At 44.3% G+C, this 22680-nt stretch carries 22 protein-coding genes; 11 read left to right on the forward strand and 11 right to left on the reverse strand.

Going from position 1 to position 22680, the window contains the following annotated elements:
- The first annotated feature begins 189 nt into the window (after positions 1 to 189).
- The gene (locus tag CLV25_RS15510; protein WP_131840585.1) at positions 190 to 1800 is read left to right on the forward strand and encodes an FISUMP domain-containing protein; all 1611 of its coding nucleotides are present in this window, start codon (positions 190 to 192) and stop codon (positions 1798 to 1800) included.
- Positions 1801 to 2365: 565 nt separating this feature from the next.
- On the opposite strand, the gene CLV25_RS15515 is transcribed toward CLV25_RS15510, so the two are convergent.
- On the reverse strand, positions 2366 to 3067 hold the full coding sequence (locus CLV25_RS15515) for a hypothetical protein (RefSeq protein WP_131840586.1): 702 nt from the start codon (positions 3065 to 3067) through the stop codon (positions 2366 to 2368).
- A gap of 174 nt (positions 3068 to 3241) precedes the next feature.
- Between CLV25_RS15515 and CLV25_RS16075 the strand changes: the two genes are divergently transcribed.
- Both CLV25_RS16075 and CLV25_RS16080 read left to right on the forward strand, forming a co-directional pair.
- Positions 3242 to 3616 carry a transposase gene (locus CLV25_RS16075; RefSeq protein ID WP_243649651.1) on the forward strand — a complete coding sequence of 125 codons (375 nt, stop codon included), beginning with the start codon at positions 3242 to 3244 and terminating at the stop codon, positions 3614 to 3616.
- Positions 3613 to 3810 (forward strand): transposase, encoded by a 198-nt coding sequence (locus CLV25_RS16080; protein WP_243649652.1) that lies wholly within the window; start codon positions 3613 to 3615, stop codon positions 3808 to 3810. The genes CLV25_RS16075 and CLV25_RS16080 overlap by 4 nt, the downstream gene beginning before the upstream one ends.
- A gap of 308 nt (positions 3811 to 4118) precedes the next feature.
- On the opposite strand, the gene CLV25_RS15525 is transcribed toward CLV25_RS16080, so the two are convergent.
- Complete coding sequence (locus CLV25_RS15525) at positions 4119 to 5381, reverse strand: phosphoglycerate kinase (RefSeq protein WP_131840587.1); 1263 nt, start codon at positions 5379 to 5381, stop codon at positions 4119 to 4121.
- Between the two features lie 280 nt (positions 5382 to 5661).
- Here CLV25_RS15525 and CLV25_RS15530 point away from each other — a divergent pair, with 280 nt between their 5' ends.
- The 4 genes from CLV25_RS15530 (at position 5662) to lpxA (ending at position 10286) form a co-directional block, all read left to right on the forward strand.
- Entirely contained in the window at positions 5662 to 6912 is a 1251-nt protein-coding gene (locus CLV25_RS15530) for an HD domain-containing protein (protein WP_131840588.1), read from the forward strand.
- Positions 6913 to 6947: 35 nt separating this feature from the next.
- A complete protein-coding gene (lpxD, locus tag CLV25_RS15535; RefSeq protein WP_131840589.1) occupies positions 6948 to 7988 on the forward strand; it encodes a UDP-3-O-(3-hydroxymyristoyl)glucosamine N-acyltransferase in 1041 nt (346 codons plus the stop codon).
- Between the two features lie 81 nt (positions 7989 to 8069).
- Positions 8070 to 9464, forward strand: a complete 1395-nt coding sequence (locus CLV25_RS15540; RefSeq protein ID WP_131840590.1) for a bifunctional UDP-3-O-[3-hydroxymyristoyl] N-acetylglucosamine deacetylase/3-hydroxyacyl-ACP dehydratase — start codon at positions 8070 to 8072, stop codon at positions 9462 to 9464.
- A gap of 15 nt (positions 9465 to 9479) precedes the next feature.
- On the forward strand, positions 9480 to 10286 hold the full coding sequence (gene lpxA, locus CLV25_RS15545; protein WP_131840591.1) for an acyl-ACP--UDP-N-acetylglucosamine O-acyltransferase: 807 nt from the start codon (positions 9480 to 9482) through the stop codon (positions 10284 to 10286).
- A 62-nt stretch (positions 10287 to 10348) separates the two neighbouring features.
- Here the strand turns inward: lpxA and CLV25_RS15550 are convergent, their stop codons facing one another.
- The 3 genes from CLV25_RS15550 to CLV25_RS15560 all read right to left on the reverse strand — a co-directional run bounded on the left by CLV25_RS15550 (position 10349) and on the right by CLV25_RS15560 (position 12549).
- Positions 10349 to 11473 (reverse strand): protein-tyrosine phosphatase family protein, encoded by a 1125-nt coding sequence (locus CLV25_RS15550; protein WP_131840592.1) that lies wholly within the window; start codon positions 11471 to 11473, stop codon positions 10349 to 10351.
- 10 nt (positions 11474 to 11483) lie between these two features.
- Complete coding sequence (locus tag CLV25_RS15555) at positions 11484 to 11870, reverse strand: diacylglycerol kinase family protein (protein ID WP_131840593.1); 387 nt, start codon at positions 11868 to 11870, stop codon at positions 11484 to 11486.
- Between the two features lie 163 nt (positions 11871 to 12033).
- On the reverse strand, positions 12034 to 12549 hold the full coding sequence (locus CLV25_RS15560; RefSeq protein WP_131840594.1) for a DNA-3-methyladenine glycosylase: 516 nt from the start codon (positions 12547 to 12549) through the stop codon (positions 12034 to 12036).
- A gap of 151 nt (positions 12550 to 12700) precedes the next feature.
- Between CLV25_RS15560 and CLV25_RS15565 the strand changes: the two genes are divergently transcribed.
- Genes CLV25_RS15565 through CLV25_RS15580 form a run of 4 tightly spaced genes read left to right on the forward strand, consistent with a single transcriptional unit; the run spans position 12701 to position 15993 of the window.
- The gene (locus CLV25_RS15565) at positions 12701 to 13048 is read left to right on the forward strand and encodes an Hpt domain-containing protein (RefSeq protein WP_131840595.1); all 348 of its coding nucleotides are present in this window, start codon (positions 12701 to 12703) and stop codon (positions 13046 to 13048) included.
- Positions 13049 to 13074: 26 nt separating this feature from the next.
- Positions 13075 to 13437: a response regulator transcription factor gene (locus CLV25_RS15570; protein WP_394345246.1), complete on the forward strand. Its 363-nt coding sequence runs from the start codon at positions 13075 to 13077 to the stop codon at positions 13435 to 13437.
- A gap of 25 nt (positions 13438 to 13462) precedes the next feature.
- Entirely contained in the window at positions 13463 to 14602 is a 1140-nt protein-coding gene (locus CLV25_RS15575) for a sugar transferase (RefSeq protein ID WP_131840597.1), read from the forward strand.
- A 50-nt stretch (positions 14603 to 14652) separates the two neighbouring features.
- The gene (locus CLV25_RS15580; protein WP_131840598.1) at positions 14653 to 15993 is read left to right on the forward strand and encodes an MATE family efflux transporter; all 1341 of its coding nucleotides are present in this window, start codon (positions 14653 to 14655) and stop codon (positions 15991 to 15993) included.
- Positions 15994 to 16032: 39 nt separating this feature from the next.
- On the opposite strand, the gene CLV25_RS15585 is transcribed toward CLV25_RS15580, so the two are convergent.
- The 6 genes from CLV25_RS15585 to CLV25_RS15610 form a co-directional block, all read right to left on the reverse strand.
- Positions 16033 to 17133, reverse strand: a complete 1101-nt coding sequence (locus CLV25_RS15585; RefSeq protein ID WP_243649653.1) for a glycosyltransferase family 2 protein — start codon at positions 17131 to 17133, stop codon at positions 16033 to 16035.
- A gap of 94 nt (positions 17134 to 17227) precedes the next feature.
- A complete protein-coding gene (locus CLV25_RS15590) occupies positions 17228 to 17821 on the reverse strand; it encodes an acyltransferase (RefSeq protein WP_243649654.1) in 594 nt (197 codons plus the stop codon).
- Positions 17822 to 17917: 96 nt separating this feature from the next.
- Complete coding sequence (locus CLV25_RS15595) at positions 17918 to 19081, reverse strand: glycosyltransferase family 4 protein (RefSeq protein ID WP_165877113.1); 1164 nt, start codon at positions 19079 to 19081, stop codon at positions 17918 to 17920.
- Positions 19035 to 20240, reverse strand: coding sequence for a glycosyltransferase (locus CLV25_RS15600; protein WP_131840601.1), 1206 nt, complete (start codon positions 20238 to 20240; stop codon positions 19035 to 19037). Before CLV25_RS15600 ends, CLV25_RS15595 begins: the two co-directional genes overlap by 47 nt.
- On the reverse strand, positions 20224 to 21123 hold the full coding sequence (locus CLV25_RS15605) for a glycosyltransferase family 2 protein (RefSeq protein WP_131840602.1): 900 nt from the start codon (positions 21121 to 21123) through the stop codon (positions 20224 to 20226). The genes CLV25_RS15600 and CLV25_RS15605 overlap by 17 nt, the downstream gene beginning before the upstream one ends.
- Positions 21124 to 21136: 13 nt before the next feature.
- Positions 21137 to 22339: a glycosyltransferase gene (locus CLV25_RS15610; protein WP_131840603.1), complete on the reverse strand. Its 1203-nt coding sequence runs from the start codon at positions 22337 to 22339 to the stop codon at positions 21137 to 21139.
- Between the last annotated feature and the right edge of the window lie 341 nt (positions 22340 to 22680).

Genomic DNA, 22680 nt, shown 5'->3' on the forward strand with positions numbered 1-22680 from the left:
CAATTTTTTACACGCTTTTATCATATCTCAGATAGAAAAAATATTTTCTTTACAATTCGTTTTAAAAGTGCTCACAATTCGATTTGGCGATTATAAATAGAACAACATCAAAAAAGAAAAGTTATTTTTGTTAAATAGTGAATACAATCACTAAACATTAAAATATTGTTGTTCTTAATACATGCGATAATGAAAAAAGTAATTTTTTGGTCTTGCACTTTGCTTTACACAACACTAGTTTTAATTACAAGTTGTAAAAAAGAAGACGCACCTCCAACAATTCCACAGGTTTCTACCAATCAAGCAACTGAAGTATCCTACAATTCTGTTAAATGCAGTGGCCTGATTACATCTGATGGAAATGCACAAATCACAGATTGCGGTTTATGCATAAGCGACAAAGCAGAACCTAAAATTGACAACTCTACTGTAATTAAAATTGAAAAAACACAGACAAATATTTTAGCAACAACAATTAACAGCCTTAAACCGTCAACTACCTACTACATCAGAGCCTTTGCTACCAATAAAATTGGAACAGGATATGGTGAACAAATCACTTTTAAAACACTCGATTTAAAATCACCTGTAATAAAAAGTGTCTTAGCTTCGAATATTACAAAAAGTTCCGCCTCTATTAATGTTGAATTACAAGACGATGGTGGTAGTCCAATAAAAGAAAGTGGGATTTGCTGGGGTACAGATCCAAACCTTACTAATGATGATAACAAAACAATTTCAAGTTTTAGCCAAAATAAAATTACAGAAACCTTAGCCAACCTGAAATGTAACACAACATACTATGTTAAAGCATATGCGAAAAATGATATAGGCATAACTTATAGCAATGTAACAAGTTTCAAGACATCGCCAGGAGAACCTAATTTTAGCAAAATTGAATTGATTGATAAAACAGAAACAACTTTAACTGTAAAGGTAACCCTAAGTAATGACGGTGGTGCTAATATATCTGAAACAGGCATATGGTGGGGATCAAAACCGATCCCATCCACCCCTATTTCGGATAGCTATACTTCATATCACATTGCTACCAATTTTGATGGTACCTCTTTTACTGTTAAGCTTGAATATCTTGCCCCAAATGCTACTTTGCACATCAAAGGATATGCAAAAAATTCAGTTGGAACGGGCTATAGTTCTGAATTGATTGCTACTACTGACCCCTATTTTAGAGAAGGTGCCGGAGTTACAGATATTGATGGTAATCAATATAGTTCTATTATTATTGGAGATCAAGAATGGATGAAGGAGAACCTAAAAACAACATCTTATAATGACGGAACCAAAATCTTCTTAGCAGAAGACAATAGTTGTTGGATGAATTATGGAGAACGCTATTGTTGGCTTTATAATGATAAAGATAAATATAAAGATAGTTATGGAGCTTTCTACAGTTGGGAAGTTGTACAAACAAATAAACTATGCCCAACGGGATGGCATGTCCCAACAGAGGAAGAATATTCAAAACTTTTAAAACATATTGGAAATGATCTTTATAACAATTTGAGAGAAAAAGGTACAGAACATTGGCTATCAAGCAACAATAACATTACAGATAAATATGGATTTAAGGCCCTACCAGGAGGACAGAGATATTTAGATGGTGGTAAATTTCATAAAACAGGTGAAGGAGGTTACTTCTGGACATCTACACCTCTTATCAATGATTATATTAATGAAAACAACAATGCTAAATGTTTGAATATTGAATATGGATCTGTCAGTCTTGATTCATATTCAAGACTTGCAGGATTAAACGTCAGATGTATTAAAAACTAATTTTTACGTTTATAATTCAATACAATTAGGGGTTTGAATGCTGTATTCAAACCCCTAATATTTTAGTTTTCGAATCAATCAATATTGATTTTTATGTATAACTAGAAGGGCCACGCCAGCATTCCCGGCAACGAGCGCTGCGACAAGCTGGCCGTTGCTGCTGCCGCCGACAAAAAGAACCTAAAGGTAGACCACGGCTACGTGAACAGCGCCGACGACGGTACGCTGGAGTAGCCCGTAGGCAAAATTGGAGGAGACGTTCCCATAAATGCCTCTCGGTTGCCACAAAAATCCCATCCCGAACCTGATCATCATCTTCCCGAGAAAACAAAAGACTTTCCCGAGTGGATTTTTAACGTCCCGAATAATCCAATCAATTTCCCGAGCCTAAGGATAATGATTTGAATGCTTGGGAGATCAATTTCCACCTCGGGATATAGCTATGCTTATTCGGGAAGACTATAAATGCGCTCGGGACGTCTATCTTTCAGCAACCGAGCACCAAATACTGGCTACCAAAGGGTAAAAAATCTCAAAAGACATCAGGAAGGCAGTAATGGAAGCTCTACTTTCGGTTCTTACGCCCGTAGGCCGAGGCGTACCCCTTTAGCCGCTCGGGCTGGCTGGCGAAGGCGAACTTACCGCAGCGCCGAATCTGGTCGACGGCCTCCTTTAGGTGGGTGTAGGCCCTGTTGCGCTGGTTGCGGAGGATGTACTGCTCGCCCCGCTCGGTGTGCACCCGCGCCAGCAGCACCGAAAGATGCTCGGCATTGTCGCAGGCGCCGTCGAGGCGCGAGATGTCGAAGCCTACGGCCTGCAGCTGCTCCGTATAGTCGGCAGCCAAAACGGCGATGTTGTAGCAGTAATCTATAAACGCCGCTTGGCGCATATAGCCGGAGCTTGGCTTTTTTTCGCCTAAGACGTTGAGCTTTCGGCCTAGGGCAAAGCGCAGGGCTCGCGTCAGGTCTACGCTCAGCACCTTTGCCTCGTTGCGCTTCTGGAGCCACTCCTTTTCGGCATCGCTGGTTGTTGTGAGATGGTTTTGCCACTCGCTCTCGGTGTAGCGGCAGGCGGCAACGCGCAGGGGCAAATCGTCGACCAGCTGCCAGGATAATCCTACTCGTTCGAGAGCAGCCCTATCGCTCTGCACCCATAGGTAGAGATCCTCGGCCTCCTCCAAGGCAACGGAGATGGGGAGGTTGGGCTTTACGGGATTGGCAATGGCTTCGATAGCAGCAGCCTTTTGTTCGTAGCACTCTTTTGACATATCGCGGTATAGGTTTAGGTATAGATGATTGCGCTAGCGGACCGTAGAGCGCACTACTAAGGTAGTGAAAAAGGTTGGTTTAGATGCCAGGAGGCATATTTATCCACAAGAAACGTTGGCGTTTGACGTGAAACTTTTCTAAATTTATTCGGCACACTCAAAAAAGCCAACGCTATGAGCTACGATCCTAATAAGCACCATCGCCGCTCCATTCGCCTGCGCGGATACGACTACTCGCAAAAGGGAATCTATTTCGTTACCGTTTGTACGCAAAACCGCGAGCACCTATTCGGTAAAATTAAAAAGGACGAAATGCAAATGAACGATGCGGGACAAATGGTGGAATTCACATGGTTCGATTTGCCCAACCACAATACCCCTATCGTATTGGACGAATTCGTTGTTATGCCCGACCATGTGCATGGGATTATTTTGATAACCGATATTGGAGCGGGTTCGGTACGGGCGGGTTCCGAACCGCCCCAACGGAACGCCACCCATTATCCGAAATCGTACGCCAATTCAAAACATTTTCCGCCAAACGTGTGAACCAAATACGTGGCGTTACGGGCATTCCGGTTTGGCAACGCGATTACTACGAACATATCATCCGCAACGATGTCGAATTGGAACATGTTCGGCAATACATTGCCACCAACCCTAAAAAATGGAATTGCAAATGCGACCATGCAGATGCAAGTAAGGATGGGTTCCAAACCCGTCCTAGTGAATCGCTCGACTAGAAGGGGCACGCCCAAGATCAAAAAAGTTGCAAAAGGAGGTTGCCTTTGTTAGCTTAAGATCTGCTGTAACTTTCTGACGGCAAGCTTAGCAGCTTTAACGATTAATGTTATTACTTAAATCGGATCAAGAAAAAGAACATTTAAGGGGAGGTATGCGTATTACGTATGTGCAAGTTGCAGCACAGGCCAATTAATAGTTATTTTAGTAAGTATTAATGTTAAAACGTTAATGGTTTTTTGAGTGGTTTGTGAAAAAAGGCCGACGCGATGTCGACCTTTTTTCTTTTTATATCGGTTTGTAGGATTTCTTACTCGCCACGGATAGCTGCAATACCAGGAAGTACCTTACCTTCCATGTACTCCAACATAGCACCACCACCGGTTGATACGTAGCTTACCTTATCGGCAAGTTTGTTCTTGTTGATAGCAGCAACCGAGTCGCCACCGCCAATTAGGGTGAAGGCACCGTTAGCAGTTGCAGCAGCTACAGCCTTAGCAACAGTGGTAGTTCCTACGGCAAACTTATCGAACTCGAATACGCCCATAGGACCATTCCAAAGTACGGTCTTAGAGTTGGTGATCACGTCGGTGAAGATTTTTGCAGATTCTGGACCGATATCAAGAGACATTCTGTCAGCAGGAACCTCGTCGATCTTGCAGTTAACAGTATCAGCATCTGGAGCAAACTTGTCGGCAGCAACACCATCAACAGGAAGATAAACGGTAACGCCCTTAGCCTTTGCCTTAGCAAGAAGATCAAGCGCTAGGTCTAGCTTATCGTCTTCGCAGATAGAAGTACCGATTTGCCCACCTTGAGCCTTAATAAAGGTGTAGGCCATACCACCACCGATGATAAGGTTTTGAACTCGCTCCAATAGGTTCTCGATGATAAGCAGCTTATCGGAAACCTTTGCTCCACCCATGATCGCGGTGAATGGCTCTGCAGACGACTTAAGAACGGTATCCATAGCCTTAAGCTCGCTGTTGATAAGGTATCCGAACATCTTGTTCTCGGGAGAGAAAAGATCAGCAATAAGCGCGGTAGAACCGTGAGCACGGTGTGCTGTACCGAAAGCATCGTTAACGTAAACATCAGCAAGAGAAGCCAGCTTCTTAACAAACTCCTTTTGGCTTTCCTTTACCACCTTCTTGGCAGCAGCTTTTTCCTCTTCGCTTGCATCCTTAGGCAAACGTGGCTTACCCTCTTCCTCTGCGTAGAAGCGAAGGTTCTCAAGAAGTAGCACTTCGCCTGGCTTTAGGCTAGCAGCCATTTCAACGGCTGAAGCGCCAACACAGTCGTCGGCAAACTTAACGCTCTTGCCAAGGTTCTTCTCCAAGGTTGGGATGATGTGCTTAAGCGAAGACTTCTCCTCAACACCCTTTGGACGACCAAGGTGAGACATTAGGATAACAGAACCGCCATCGGCAAGAATCTTGTTGATGGTAGGAAGCGCACCGCGGATACGGGTATCGTCGGTTACCTCGAAGGTTTCCATATCCAAAGGCACATTAAAGTCAACACGGATGATGGCCTTTTTGCCTCCGAAATTGTAGCTGTCTAATGTTTGCATTATGAAATGATATTAGTATGATTGACACTAAGAACTGTCATCGAAGATCGAATTGTAAAAGTAGCAAAAAATGACTGTCATTTATACAAATATTCCAATATTTTTGCCGTTAACCTTTATCTTACAACGTCTTACAATATAAATTAGATAACATTTTTTAGCTCGAACATTGGTAAAACCATTCCCCCGATCTAGCGTAATACAAAGAAAATAGAGGCAATAGTCCCTATTTTGCTTTATCTTTCCTTACTTTGTCGGCTATCCATCACAGCATTACCACATGAGCAAAAGCATCAAGAAAATCATAAACGACCCTGTACATGGGTTTATAGACATACCCAACAACCTTACTGCCGAACTCGTAGAGCATCGCTACTTTCAGCGCCTCCGCGATGTAAAGCAGCTTGGGCTAACGTACCTGGTGTATCCCGGCGCTGTTCATACCCGCTTCCAGCATACGCTAGGGGCAATGCACCTGATGAAACAGGCCATAGACTCGCTGCGCAGCAAGGGCCACAACATTACCATCGAAGAGGAAGAAGGCACCATGTGCGCCATCCTGCTACACGACATCGGACATGGACCATTCTCTCATGCGCTGGAGTTCAACATTGCCGAAGGGGTAAGCCACGAGGATCTATCGCTGCTAATGATGCATCAGCTAAACCACGAGCTAGGGGGCAAACTATCACTAGCCATCCAAATTTTTAAGGATGAATACCCTAAACACTTCCTGCACCAGCTCATCTCGAGCCAGCTGGATGTGGACAGGCTCGACTACCTACGCCGCGACAGCTTCTTTACCGGTGTGGTGGAAGGTGCCATTGGTCTCGACCGCATAATTAAGATGCTAGAGGTGGTAAACGACGAGCTGGTGGTAGAGGGAAAAGGAATCTACTCCATCGAAAAGTTCCTTATTGCCCGTCGCCTGATGTACTGGCAGGTGTACCTTCATAAAACGGTAATTGCCGCCGAGCAGCTGCTCATTCAAGCCTTTAAACGGGCTAAAGAGTGTATTACCCAAGATATACCACTGTACATTACCCCTACCCTCCGTTTCTTTCTAGACCCAAAAAATGCCGACAAGGTAAACCTCGACAATGCCGATGAGCTTATCTCCTACTTCGTTCAACTCGACGACTCCGACATTTCGGTTTGCCTCAAGGAGTGGGAGCGTTCGGACGACTTTATACTAAAGAACCTTTGCCGAATGCTAAACAGCCGAACCCTTCTCAAAATAGAGCTCAGCAAATTACCCTTTTCTCCCGATATTGTCACCCAAAAACAGCAGGATCTAATCAGCCGAATAAACCTAATTGACGCCAAAACATCGGAGTACTTTGTGCTTACCCACGAAGTTAGCAACAAGGCCTACAGCCCTAACAGCCAAACCATAAAAATTCTCGACAAAAACGGCAACTTAGAAGGCATAGAGATTGCCTCTGATGTCCTAAACAGCTCCGCATTTGGAGGTGAGACTATTAAATATTTCCTGTGCTATCCGAAAACAAATTATGAGTTTAAATTTTAATTCTTAGTTTTGTGCAAATTTCTAAATAGCGTCTCATGGAGTTTAAAGCTCAAATAATTGCAGCATTTCTGAATGGCGAAATTGAGGGCGACGCAGATGCCACGGTGACTACCGTTGCAAAGATAGAGGAAGCAACGCCAGGTACTTTAGCCTTTTTGGCTAACCCAAAATACAACCATTACCTGTATACTACCAAAGCAACAATAGTTCTTGTCAACAAAGATCTTCAGCTAGAGCAGCCTGTTTCGTGTACCCTAATCCGTGTTGCCGATGCTTACGCAGCATTTGCATCGCTGTTGGAGTTATACCAAAACACCAAGCAGCAAAAGGTAGGCATTAGCACCCAGGCCTGCATCGAACAAAGTGCTAAGCTTGGCGAAGATGCATATGTTGGCCCATTTGCCTACATCGGCGAAAACGTTACCATCGGAAAGAATGCCAAGATTTACCCTCACGTGTACATTGGCGACAATACCGTTATAGGTGACAACGCTACCATTTACTCTGGAGTAAAAATTTACCACGAGTGCGTGCTTGGTAACAACGTAACCATTCATGCCAGTTCGGTTATCGGAGCAGATGGCTTTGGCTTTGCTCCATCAGCCGCAAACCAGTACAAGAAGATTCCACAAATAGGAAACGTAGTAATTGAAGACTACGTAGAAATTGGGGCCAACGCCTGCATCGACCGTGCAACAATGGGATCGACCATTATCCGCAAGGGCGTAAAACTCGACAACCTTATTCAGGTTGCACATAACGTGGAGGTCGGCGAAAACACCGTTATGGCTGCACAATCGGGCATAGCCGGATCAACTAAAGTTGGAGCCAACTGCATGTTTGGCGGACAGGTGGGCATTGCGGGGCATATTACCATTGCCAATGGCGTGAAGTTGGCCGCACAAACTGGAATAGGCAACTCGCTAAAAGTTGAAGATCAAATACTGATGGGAGCACCAGGTATTGATATTCGCAACTTCCAGAAGAGTACGATAGTCTTTAAGAACCTCCCCGATTTAGCCAAGCAGGTTAGCGAATTAAAAAAGGAAATAGCGGCTTTAAAAGCCAATAAATAGAAGCAGCACATCCCCGCAAAGTCAACCTTTGAGGGGATTTGCATGTAAACGAGGATAACTCATATATTTAAGAGCAAGAGAATGTCTGAAATGCAAAAAACAATAAAGGAAGCCGTTACGCTTACCGGACAAGGCCTTCACTCAGGGCTTCAGGTAACCTTAACTATTCTTCCTGCTGTTGCTAACCATGGTATAAAGTTCCAACGCATAGACCTAGAAGGCGAGCCAATTATTGAAGCTTTTGCCGACTATGTTACTGACACCTCGCGTGGCACTACGCTCGAAAAGAATGGAGTCAAGGTTTCCACCATCGAGCACGTAATGGCTGCTATTGTAGGTTGCGATATCGACAATGCGCTTGTGCAGCTCAATGCGCCTGAAACCCCAATCATGGATGGTAGCGCCAAATTCTTCCTCGAAGCCATCGAGGCCGTTGGCACTCAAGAGCAAAATGCAGAACGCGTTTACTTCGAGATAAAAGAGAAAACCGTTTGGAAGGACGAGAAGCATAACATCGAGATTGTAGCCTACCCCGACGATCACTTCAGCCTCAACGTGATGATCGACTACAACTCGAAGGTGCTGGGCAACCAGTACGCCAACATGGAAACCATAGAGGTATTTAAGGAGGAGATTGCCCCTTGCCGTACCTTCGTATTCTTCCACGAGTTGGAGTTCCTATTTAAGAACAACCTCATAAAAGGAGGTGACCTTGAAAATGCAATCGTAATTCTAGATAAGGAGGTTCCTCAGGAAGAACTTGACAGAATAGCAACCCTATTCAGCAAGCCAAGCGTTCACCGCCGTCCCGACGGAATCTTAAACAACCTAGACCTACGATTCCCCAACGAATGCGCTCGCCACAAGCTACTAGACATGGTTGGCGATCTTGCTTTAGTTGGAAACCGTATAAAGGGTAAGTTTATTGCCAAGCGCCCAGGACACCATGCCAACACCGAGTTTGCCAAGGTGCTCCGTAAGATCATGAAGCGCCAGTTCATGAAAGTTCCAGTTCCTCACTACAACCCCTGCGTGGAGCCCATATTTGACATCAACGGCATCCGAAAGATGCTACCACACCGTCCTCCATTCCTTTTGGTGGATAAGATCATACAGCTCGACAAAGAGGTTGTTGTGGGTATTAAGAATGTAACCATGAACGAGCCCTTCTTTGTGGGACACTTCCCCGAAGAACCGGTAATGCCAGGCGTTCTTATCGTTGAAGCAATGGCTCAAGTAGGGGGAATTTTGGTGCTAGGCCAAGTTCCAGATCCAGAGAACTACTCTACCTACTTTCTAAAAGTTGATAAGGTGAAGTTCAAGAAGAAGGTTATTCCAGGCGATACCATCATCATGAAGATGGAGCTTATGGAACCAATCCGAAGAGGTATTGCCGTGATGTGGGCCCAAGCATTTGTAGGAGACACCATTGTTGCCGAGGGCGAATTATCCGCTCAAGTTGTAAAATCAAAATAACAAAACGTACAAAAGATGAGTCAACCAATGGCTTACATTCATCCCGAAGCGAAAATCGGAGCCAACGTAACCATCGACGCCTTTGCTTGGATTGGTAAGGATGTTGTAATTGGAGATGGAACTTGGATTGGCCCTAACGCTACCATTATGGATGGTGCACGCATCGGAAAAAATTGTAAAATATTTCCTGGTGCCGTAATATCGGCCATTCCTCAAGATCTAAAGTTCAGAGGCGAAATCACAACTGCCGAAGTTGGCGATAATACTACCATCCGCGAATGCGTTACCATCAACAGGGGAACCGCTGCCAAGGAGAAAACAGTAGTTGGCAGCAACTGTCTGCTAATGGCCTATGTACACGTGGCACACGACGCCATTGTCGGGAACAACGTTATTTTGGGCAATGGAGTTCAACTTGCTGGCGAGGTAGAAATTGATGATTTTGCCATTCTTAGCGCCCATACGCTGGTACACCAGTTTGTCCGTATTGGCGGTCACGTAATGATTTCTGGAGGATCGCTCGTCCGCAAGGATGTTCCGCCATTTGTAAAGGCTGGGCACGACCCACTAGCCTACGTAGGCATCAACTCTATTGGCCTACGTCGTCGCCAGTTTAACCCCGAAGAAATCCATCAGATTCAGGATATTTTCCGCCTGCTATACCAAAGTGGCTATATTGTATCGAAGGCCGTAGAAGCTATCGAGAAGGAAATTCCTCAAAGCGAATTCCGTGATTACATTGTCAACTTTGTAAAAAACTCAAAGCGCGGAATCATTAAAGGTTACACCGGCAAAGCAAAAAGCGAAGATCTAGACTTTTAATACAATAAAAGGAAAGGCTCCCAAACAAGAGCCTTTCCTTTTATCTATTAAACCACACCTATCTAGGAGCCTTCTTTAAGATGCTCCTTAATAGCATTTACAGTAGGGGTATTTGAATTAATACCGTGTATCACAAGAGGCTTTTCTAACTTCGAAACCGAATCCTTCAGGATACGAATATCGGTAAGACTATTGCTACGAATAGGCAAGTTTACAAAGCGAACCCCATAAAGCTTCGCATACTTTTTTTCCTTCTCAACTAAGCTCTTTTCCGATGCTACTGCAGGATTTAAAATGCAAACTATTGTTTTAACATCTCCATTAAAAAGATAGGTAAGAAACTCCTCGTCTGAAGGATATGGGGTAATGTACACTCTATTTCCTAACTTAAATACAGGCCCATTTTCAAAATAATTCTTTGTGCTCAGATCTCTCGCTTCAAGATCTCTAGCAGCCTTATAGCTGGCATTCTCATCGGCTATTATAGATCGAAATGCATTTATACGATCTTTCCCCAGATAGCAGTGAACGTAATATTTCCCCTTTGCGGTTTTTGCTAGTGCTCTAATCTTCATTATAGTTTTCTCATTTCCTGAAACCCATGGGAGCATTGGCATTTCAATAAGATCAATACCTGCTACTTGAGCATTCTCACGCTCATCGCTAAGCATTTTAGGTTCGGCAGGTGCTACCAATGGATGAAGAAGAGTAATAATAGCGGTGTATCCTTCGCTCTTCAATATTTTAATCTGATCGTAATCAGGATAAGAGCCCAGCACAAACTCTGCCTTTTGCAGCGACGTCCCATTTTCAACAATAATTTGCCTATCGGGCTGCTTTGCTATAAGCAAATCGGGTCGAAAAACAAATACACCTAACGACCCAACTAAAAGAAGTAGCAGTACACCCATTCCCCCTTTCTGACTCTTCTTTTTTCCACACCGTAGAATTACTCGGCAAATAAGAAATGCTACCAAAAACGAGACTACTACAAATCCCAAAATAATAAGCTTTCCATAAAAAGCCTCCTTCTCGGTAGGCATCGACGTTTTATGCGCATAGTTGGCTAACCAGCGCATAGGTCCAACCGTAAGGGTTAAGAGTCCTAGCGGAATACCCACACAGATCCATACAAAAAGGAAACGAGCAAATCGCACAATTTTGGGTTGTTCTGAATTTTGGTCCATACGCATTCTATTATGAAAATAGCAATAAAATCTTTGGAATAAATATTATACATCCGACAATAAGTGCTGCAGTAGCAAGAAAAAGCACTCCACCTGCAGCAAAGTCTTTTGCCTTACCTATCAAAGGATGAATTGTATCGGATGCATGATCGGCAAGCGCTTCAATGGCTGAGTTAAACGCCTCGCCTGCTAGTACTAACGCAATAAGAATGATGACGACAATCCATTCTTGCACGCTGATATTGAGTAGAAAACCAAGAGTAACAGCAACAACTGCTGCAAAAGTGTGTATCCATGCGTTATGCTCCGCACGAATTAACCCCACAATCCCCTGAAAAGCGTACTTAAAGCTAAGCGCTCTTTTGCGAAACGAGAACGTAGGACTCGTATTCTTCATAGTAGTGGTTCCTTAAAGAGTAAGCCAATTAATACGGAGATTCCTCAAAACAGGAAATCATGCTTCAAATGTTATTAACTTACATTAAGGAGAAAAGTTCGTAGGAAATTGAAATTTATCTAAAAATAAGCAGCACTACGGGAATGTTTACATCCTCCTACTTTTACTTTATTTCGTCTAAAACAAACCTCCAAGGTATATCTCTCCATTTTGCGGCAGCATAACCGATACCTATTCGAGGAGTTGTGTGGTAGCTGGCTAACATTGGCGAATCTTCAATCCAAAGCCGCTCTGAGGTTACCAAATTTTCTCCATAAAACGATTTATCGAGATGTAGTGCCCGAGTTAGCTTACCTGGACCATTATAAAGACCTGCTCCTCTAACTAGAATTGCTTCGGGAAAATCACCAGCACCTGTAACGATATTAAGCATCCAGTACATCCCATAAATGAGAAACATGTACACAACCCCTCCTTGTTCATACATAATTCCATTCCGGGTAGTCTTGCCAAAACGCGCATGACACGCCAAGTCTTCTTCACCTTTATAGGCTTCAACCTCAACAATGGGAAGCCTTATTTCGGAACCATCATCAAAGCGCCTAACAAGTATTTTTCCAAGAAGAAGAGGTGCTACATCAAGCACATCCTTTTGGTAAAACTCACATCCAAGTCTCATCTTTAAAATCAGCGAATTACTAAAAGAGTGCATTTACAACCGTTAATATACCAGCCTAAAATGAACTATTAAAAATAATTAAAGTTCTATAATGGTAAAAAGAGTTGGCGATTCCTTTGTTTGATTTTCACCATTTCTCAACTACAGAGATATGCTTTACGACTTAACCGAACTCAAAATCTACTCGAATGGGGATAAAGAATTTGAAGCAGACATGTTTCAAACCTTCTTAAACCAAACCTCAGAATTCTTAAGCAAAACAGAGTACTACCTATTGCAAAACAACATGGTAGAGATTGGAAGAATAGCCCATAAGTTTAAGTCCTCAGTAAGCATTTTTGGAATGGCAGCAATCCGACAAAACTTAGACTTTATAGAGGATGCTTGCAGAAAAAATGCGGATAAAGATCATATCGAAAAGATCTACAACGCACTAAAAGTGCAAATAATGCAGGTTGTCCCCCAAATAAAAGCAGAGAAGAAGCTTTGCCTTAAGTAATCCGATAGAATTTAAATACTACAATGATGAAAAAGGTTTTAGTTGTCGACGACGAAGCAACCATTCTTAAGCTGCTAAGCCACTACCTATCGAAATACTACAGCGTTACAACTATGCCTGATGGTAGGCAAGCTCTACTATGGATGCAGGAAGGAAACATCCCAGATATAATTGTAGCCGACATTCAAATGCCCTATATGGACGGAGATGAATTTCTTTCGCAAATAAAATCGAGCGGATTCTTCAAGAATATCCCCGTCATTATGCTTTCAGCGCTCGAAAATAGTGGCGAACGCATAAAATTCTTACGAATGGGTGCTCGCGACTATGTAGTGAAACCCTTTAACCCGGAGGAACTCTACCTAAGAATAAAGAACCTGCTAGCCTAAGCATACGACTAAATCCAACAAAAGGATGAAGCTACTCTACATCGGAAATCACAAGAATTTAATACAAAAGATAAAGGAGTACCCAAACTTCGATGCTGAATTCTTTGACAATATGCTTTTAGCATATAAGATTTTAAACAGCAAAGAGGCTAAAGATTACGATGCCATCATTGAAGAAGTAAGCCTCTATAATGCCAACAGTAGCGAAAATGCAATGATTTCCCACATTGGCGGCAGCACACCCATTCCGTACATCCTAGTAAATGGGAACTTTTCCTCCACCGATGCAGAGCGGCTGCTAAAACAAGGTATTGCCGATGGATATGGAACGGATATTAGTGCAGAGCAACTAGAAAAGCGCATACAATTTCTAAAAGAGAATAGAGGAATATCGACTTCATCTATAGTAGCAATACCTGAATACAAAATACCTACAGCAAAACGACTTTTTGATGTTACCACTGCGGGGATAATGTTGCTGATAACCTTGCCTATACTTCTGATTGCTGCCATAGCAATCAGACTCGAATCGAAAGGAAAGTTCTGGTATGCTTCCGAACGCGTTGGTACGGGTTATAGAGTATTTACATTCTATAAGTTTCGGTCGATGTACACAGGTTCGGACAACAAGTTAAAGGAAATAAAGCACTTAAACCTGTATAATAGCAACTCGAAAAATGAAGACAATGAGTGCCAAATTTGCAAGAGGTTAGGGCATCCATGCTCTCCTATACTTCTTGTTGATGGAGGAGAGATCTGTGAAGACCTATACCAAAAGAAACGCCACCAGAGAAACGCTTCAGCCTTTATAAAAATTAAGGACGACCCTCGTATAACCAAAGTAGGAAGATTCATCCGTAACACCAGTATAGATGAGCTCCCCCAGCTCATCAACGTGCTTAAAGGAAATATGTCTATAGTTGGGAATCGCCCCCTTCCGCTCTACGAAGCAGAATTGCTTACCTCCGACCAATGGAGCCTACGCTTTATGGCTCCTACAGGAATAACAGGCTTGTGGCAAACCAAGAAAAGAGGGAAACCAAACTTGTCAGAAGAAGAAAGGAAATCCCTCGACAACGAGTATGCACTAACCTGCTCGTTTTTAAACGACATAAAGATTATACTTCTAACCATTCCTGCTCTCCTCCAACAGGAAAACGTATAAGAAACCTATTCCGCCCATACCTTCAACGAAAATTCGCATAACCAGCAAGCATGAATAGCCTTTTCCGATCGGTACTGCACAACAACAACTTTCTCTCGATTTTTGGGAATATTCTGTCTGCTGGTTTTGCATTTCTATCGTTTGCCATCTTAGCCCGAAGCTACCTACCTACCGATTTTGGCCAATACATGCTATTTGTGGTAGGCGGCACATTTCTCGAAATGCTTCGCTTTGGCTTAACCCGAACATCGATAGTAAAATTTCTCCTAACAGCCAGCACGAAAGATCGTAAAGCTCTTATCGGAGCCAACTATCTGATTAGCCTCGTAGCAACACTTGCCATAAACGCAATTATAGCAATAACCTACCTAGCACAACAAAACGAAGCGGAGACATCAGGGTTCTATCTTTTCCTGAAGTGGTATCCTGTAATGGCGCTTGCCAACCTTCCGTTGAACAATGCCATCAGCCTCATGCTGGCAAAGGAGCGCTTTGCCAGCTTGCTTTTCGTACGATTTATACCTAGCATAGTATTTTTGGCATACGCCATCACCAACTTCTTTATATTCCGATACAACATAGAGACCACAATTATTATCCAAATTAGCACTCAGCTCTTTTCATCCATCATCTGTGTAATATTTGGATGGGATGGTGCTACACGAATACGATTTGTTACACGAAGCGCGCTAAAACAGCTTATTAGCTTTGGGAAGTTCAGTGTAGGAACCCTAATCAGCACTAGCCTTATAAAAAGTGCCGATACGTTCATTCTAGGTCTCATCCCCATATTAGGAGTTGATGCGGTAGCCATTTACAGCGTCCCCCTTAAGCTAAGCGAACTTCTGGAGATACCGCTTCGTAGCTTTGCCGCAACGCTCTATCCGCGAATAGTTAAAGCCTCAAAGAATATCAAAAACAATATCTTAAGTGGCTTATACCTCGACTACAGCGGCATGCTTTTCTTCCTATTTATACCTCTACTGCTATTTTGCGAGATATTTGCCTACCCACTTGTGATGCTATTTGGTGGCGAGCAATACCTTGAGTCGATACCTATATTCCGGGTTTACATCCTTTATGGGCTATTCCTTCCTTTCGACAGACTCTCTGGAATAGCCCTCGATGCTATTGAAAAGCCAAAGCACAACCTCTACAAGGTTGTCGTAATGGTAGCTTTAAACATTATTGGCGACATTATAGCAATAGTTGTATTCCAGTCGCTATTTGTCATGGCTGCAGTAACCATAATCAACACATTTGTCGGCGCCTACATTGGATACAGTATTTTAAACCGATATATTGAGGTACACTTCTCCCTTATTTTTATTAGAGGATGGAAGTATATTCTCGCAAAACGATCTAAAATCTACGAACTGCTGCAAAAATAACACGCAAAAAGGCTATAAGCATACAGAGTAACAACTATTCTAGGCACGCTCTACCCTATCCCAATTAATCGACTGCGAACCTTTAATGTACCTAATAAATCCCCTAAATACAGAATAGTTCATGATGTAGAAAAAGAAGGGTATAAAAATCCACCTCGCTCGCAACTTTCTATTCCTCAACAAAAAGCCAAAAACAACAAGCAGATAAAACACAACCTGCACTGCAAAAAACCACGTATACACAGAACTCAATGCAAATCCGTCTTTAATTGAAATTGCAAAATTTAGAAAAAGCACCAGCAAAAGGCAGAGAGGGGCAAGCGTCCACCTTAAGACCCGATGCGATACGTACTGAAAAGAGAGTAGGCCATACTTAAAGATGTTGAGAAGCGGAGCCAACCTTACAACGCATTGAATCCCCCCGGCCGAAATCCTTATTTTCCTCTTTAACTCTTCGGTAATGTTGGATGATGCTCTTTCAACGGCATATGCCCTATGATTGTACTTTACCTTATAGCCCCGCTGGGCAATCCTCATCGAAATCATAAAATCATCGAGCAGAGTATCTGGCTCTACCTCTTCAAATAAATCGGTTCTAATTGCAAACAGCTCACCTGCTGCCCCAACCACTGAATTCAACTCCGAATCCCACCGTTTTAGGGTCGACTCATACCTCCAATAAATACCCTCGCCGGATGCAGCAGCGGCCTCCATGTCGTCGAGTAATATGCGTTTCTCACCAGAAACGCACCCAACTTTCGGATTAGCAAATAGCCCAACCATTCGTCTAATGGAATACTTTTCGAGCTGCGCATTTGCATCGCAAAATACTGTAATAGGTGTTGAAACATGCCTCATTCCTCTATTTATCGCCCCTATTTTACCTGCACGAGTATCTTGATGAAGAACAATTACCTTAGGATATCTTTTAAGCAAATCGGGAGTTCCATCGGTAGAGCCATCTGTAATCCATATAACCTTTAGCTTATCGGGGAGATAATCTAACTCCTGCGTATTACGCATCTTCTCTTCTACATAGTCTTTTTCGTTATAGGCTGCAATAAGAAGGGTTACCTCGGGTTCGTAGTTAGCAGCAGCACTAGCACCTTCCGTTCTTATCGTACGCTTTATAAGAACCATTACACATAGAACTATGGGATAGCCCACATAAGCGTAAAAGGCTACCGATAAGCAAATCCAAAATATAGTTTGAGTAGCATGCATAATGGCTTACCTATTTTGAACTAGAGGTTTTCTCCCATACGCCAAGTTCCTTGTTATACACTTTTAGGATTTTGGCGGGATTACCTCCAACAACATGGTAATCGTCCACCGATTTTGTAACAACACTCCCAGCTGCTATGACGCAATGCTCACCAATGCTTACACCTGCAACAACCACAGCATTGGAGCCAACCCACGTCCCATCTCCTATTGTAATTGGAGCGGTAACAACGGATTGCTGCCAAATAGGAAGCGTAACATCCTGATAACCGTGGTTGAGACCCGAACAAACCACATTCTGAGCAATACGCACATCGTTACCAATTGATACAGGCCCTATCAGCACGCTTCCAATGCCAATTCGGGTATTATGCCCAATTGTAATATCGCCTACACCATTATTCAACGTAGCAAAATCTTCAACGGTAGAGTTATGGCCAATAGAGAACTTCCTAAAAGGGAAAAGATCCTTTCTGACACGACGACAAATACGGCTACGCTTTCCCTTTACATGGCAAACCGGATTGACAAACAATCTAACCCAATAACGAGGACGAGCCTGACGCCTTGGCATCAGCAGCCAAAGCGCAAGTGATCTTAACATTGGGTTCGATTTTATCCTATCCCTAATTAACATTACGGTTTTTGAGGTTTGATGCATACACTAGGTTTAAACAACCTCTTTTGAGTTTTGCTCATATTAAATGCCTAAATAGCTCTCGAGCACCTGCTCCGACATGCTTCGCCAGGTAAGCTGCTGCGAACGCAAGTATCCTTTTTCTACAAGCATTTCTCGCAGATGGGCATTCTTTAGCAGCGCTTCTGCAGCATCGGCTATCCCTGCTGGCGAAGCTGGGTCAACCAGCAATGCAGCATCGCCGGCAACTTCGGGCATAGAGGTTACATTCGAGGTTACTACAGGTATGCGTGAGGCCATTGCCTCTACTATTGGAAGACCAAAACCTTCTGAAAAGGATGGGAAAAGCAGCATTTCGGCATGCTGGTAAACAACCGAAAGATGGCTAGCCGCCACGTAATCAACCAGCTTTACGCTACCCTCTATGTGCGCTACCGATTGCTCAACCATCTTTTCAACAAGATATTTACGACTAATGCCCGTAATTACCAGCAATGGAGCGTTATTCCCAAGCCTTTGCAAGAGCATAGCATAAGCCTTAAGCACGCCCGAAAGGTTTTTGCGAGGGTCGGTATTCCCCAAAAACAGGATATACTTTTCGGGAAGGCCGTACGCATGCCGTACCTCATCCTGAAGTCTTTCGTCAGCCTCAACTAAAAACTGCGATGAAGCACCTCCATAAGCGACCCTTACTCTATCCTCTGGAATTCCTAGTACCGATTCTATTCTACTCTTCTGATAGGCAGACACCGTAAATACAGCCTTTGCCCTTCGCGCAGCACTTGGCGCAACCATCCTACGGTAGTAGTTGCCAAATTGCTGGTAAGCAGAACCAGCGTTCTTACCTATCCAACAGTCTTTTTCTAGAAAAATAAGATCGTGAAGGGTAAGGAATAGAGGACAACCAACCCAAAGCGGTGCTGTGCTAGAGGTGCAATGGAGCAAATCTGGCTTATTCGTTGCCACCCAACGTGGAAGGTACACCTGCTCCCAGTAGGGATAGCAGCTTGAATCGCTACATACAATATGAAAGTTGGAGGTTTCCTGAAGGCAAACATCACTATCCTCCTTGGTAAGAATGTAGTATTCGTTGTAGGTATCTAGCTGTTGGAGCATCCTAATCATTTCGAGCGCCACCACATCCATCCCATGCTTTTGAGGGCGGAACAGCCGCTGTGCCTCAATTGCAATACGGAGCTTTCTGCCTCGATTCTGGCTTGCCATCATCTTGTCCATGCTTGGTATGAATGAATGTTTTATTGGCTCCTTTTAGCGTAAAGTGCAATAGAAGCATGCTAACAAAAGTTGTAGGGATTTCGACCATAGCGCCAACGAGAAACCTGTTGTAGAACCGAGCAGGAATAGCAATAAGAAGAGCGACAACGGATCCTGCTAAGGATATAGCCCAAAACACCCACGAAGGAGAAAGAGCGAAGATTGCTGCTACTGTTCCAAAAGCAACAAGCAACCCAGGTAGCAGCAAACGGGAAACTTGAGCCCCCTGCAATACCTTATCGGCATAGTCTATATGGCCTTTGAATAATGCCTTAACTCCCGATCTTGCATATCGCCCTAAATAGTGGTACTGAGCAGCAAACCAACGCCGACGCTGGTGACGAAAAGCATCGTGTGTCGCCACCTTTTCGTCGAATATGTAGGCATCCGGCACGTAATCTATACGTATTCCTTGTTCAATTAGCCGCAGCTCTAGCTCCCGATCAAAACCTCCTACGGCCTCAACTTGCGCCATCACCTCCTTAAATAGAGAGTATTCGAATACCATCCCCGAGCCTGCTAGCGCACTCGATAGCCCAACCTCGCGATGTCCTAATCGAAAGATATGGTTGTTTACCTCCTCGCTTACAGCATCGAGCAGCGCCATCTTTGAGCCAATGCTCTTCGCAATTCTATGTCCCTGAATAGCCTTAGCACCCCTATTGCATTTTGTTGCCATCTTCGACAGGAAATCAGATGCCATGTGGTTGTCGGCATCGAGCACTACTACCGCATCGTAATCGTTACGGATTGCAGCAAGCGCAGCATTAATCGACCTGCTTTTCGTGCTATTATCGAAGCTAACCTCCAGCACTTCTACCGGTATCTCTCTAAGCCGATCTAACGTTTCCGAAAGTAGCGAATCGGCTACTACCACAACGTCGTACATATCGTTAGGGTAGCTATGGTTCACCGCACTTACTACGGAATCCACAATTACGTCATCCTCCTTATAGGCAGGGATAAGTACCAGAAAAGTGGCGCTCCACGAGCGCCCCACAGGACGTGATTTGCGAAAATGCCCCACAATTCCAAAAAACAGAAAGTACAACATCCAAAACGTCAGGTAGCAGTACACCACCCAAAGAAGAGCGTTAAGAAACATACTCATTAGGCTTAGGGTTAAGATGCCAGAGTAAAGAACGCACCAAGGCTTTGCGATGTTTACCTTGCCCTCCAATAATTGAAAGTACAAGCCTCTTAGGAGCCGCTACAACCCAAAAATAGGCTATCCCCAAAGCACGCGTTAGCCCACTAGCGTTACGCTTTAGAAAGAGCAGCCTATTGCGATTTAGGTAGTAGGCCTTTTGCGGACTAGACTTGCCAATGCTGGCAGACTCCTTATGAAAAACAACGGAAGCTGGCTCGTACATAATGGTGTAGCCGGCTCGACTAATCCGCTCACACCAATCCATTTCCTCGTAGTAAAGGAAGAATCCCTCGTACATTAACCCAACCCTACTGACAACCTCCCTCGAAGTCATCATTGCAGCACCATGCGCAAATGAGGTTCTATAGGGCTTATCGTACTGTCCCATGTCCCTTTCGGCAAAACCTATAGCCCTGTTGCGCATCGTAATGTAGCATAAGGGCGTAGCGCCAGCATACTGTATGATTTCCGGATTATGGTAGAACCGGATCTTAGGGCTAACCATACCTACTCCAGGCTTCTGCATTTGCTCTACAAGCGGTTCGAGGAAGCCTGCAGCAACCTCAACATCGTTATTTAGGAAGAGAAGCATCTCGCCCTTTGCCACAGCAAGGCCTAGGTTACACCCTCCTGCAAAACCAAGGTTCGTAGGGCTAGATACAACCTTAGCCCAAGATGCAGCCTGTGCTATCCTAGCAGCATCATTCGCCAACGACCCATTATCGACCACAACCACCTCTATATTGGGATAGGAAATGGCCGTAAGGCTTTCCAGCAGGGCTACCGTAGCGGCTACCTGATTGTGGTTTACGGTTATGATGCTTACCAATGGGAAAGAGTTCATATCTAAAAAAGGATTACATCTGCTTGACAACGCTTTCGATCTGCTCGTATATCTTTCCTACAAAAATCTCCCACGTATGGGTATGGGCATACGCAATACGTGCCCGTCGCAGCTCGGGAGTATCCTCCTCTATAGCCATCTCTAGCTGTTCAACAAACTCGTGAGGTGTAGATGCAAGCCTCACCCAGCTACCAAAGTAGCCCATAAATGCGGTTCGAGTGGCCACAACGGGCTTTCCTAGTGCCAGATACTCGTCAATCTTTAGCGGATAGTTCCAGCTTGTTACCTCGTTTATCCGCTGAGGGTTAATGGCGACATCGAATCCCTTTACAAAGCTTGGAATACGTTCGATAGGCTGAGCGGTAGTAAAATGAACATTGGGCAACGCATGTAGGCGCGATGCCCTAAAGGTATCATCTTCGGGTCCTACCAGCACCAAGCTCCACTGGGGACGAGAGATGGCTGTATGCAGCAGCAGCTCAATGTCGAGCCTATGGGCCGCTAGCGCACCCGTATAGCCCACTATCGGCCTACGGATAGGCTTTAGCTCGGGAGCAACGGCAAGCGTTCCATCCTCATCAGCAAAGAGCGATACGTCGCATCCCTGACCTATCATGAAGGTTTTTGGATTGTATCGGCGGCAGTAGTCGGCAAAGTAGCCAGAATTGGCAAATACCAGATCGGACTTTGCCACCAGTTCGGGCTGCATACGAGAGCCATGCCGCCTATGGTAGCCTAAGGCAATAACATTATCTCTAAGCAGGTAGAGGTAAAGCAGCGGCTTGAGCATCTCCTTCAGGTAAAAGCCGCTAAGCATGGAGTTATCGTTAAGCAGAATATACCTACCAAAGCCCAAACGCCGAGCGGCATAGGCAATCTCCTTGGCTAGGCGGCTATCGTTATGGCGGTTAAACCAGCGGTACAGCCCATGATGGGCTACGAAGCCAACCGACTCGGCAACCCGCCGAGGTGTAAGCACCCAAAGATTCTCGGAATACTGCTCCAAACAGTCCCGCTTACCCTCCACAACCTCCATCCGCATCCGTACCCTAGGGTCTAATCGATGCAGGAACCACGCCTTGCGGCTAAGCGGAGGGTTAACAAAAAGTACTCGATTGTTTCGGGCCACCTCCACGGCAACATTCTTAGCCGTGCTCCCCAGAGGAATATCCCACGGCTGCAGTCCGATAAATACAAAGTCTACTCCCCTTAACATGGTAATTCGTTTTGCCTACCAATGCGAATTAAGGGTTGGAATAGTACCCCTATGGGGCTAAAGCCCGCTTTACCATCATCTCTAACCGTCCCATAAATGGGACGGCAATGAATAACCCGCTTTTAATGCTACACTATACCTTAATCGATGGGTCGGCAAGAGTGCTTGCGGGCTATTGCCGTCAGCTTTAGCTGACGGAGGAAATGGGCAAATGAAGATATGGGCTCCAGCCCAATTTTCAATAGGGTTCAACTCCCAATTCGCATTACCAGTTAAACACTAAAAGCGTAGTCTTGTGCAGTAGGAGGTCAAGAAATTCGCAGCTAAGCAAGCATGGCGAA

Origin of the sequence: Acetobacteroides hydrogenigenes, from assembly GCF_004340205.1 — a bacterium.
Taxonomy (GTDB): Bacteria; Bacteroidota; Bacteroidia; order Bacteroidales; family ZOR0009; genus Acetobacteroides; species Acetobacteroides hydrogenigenes.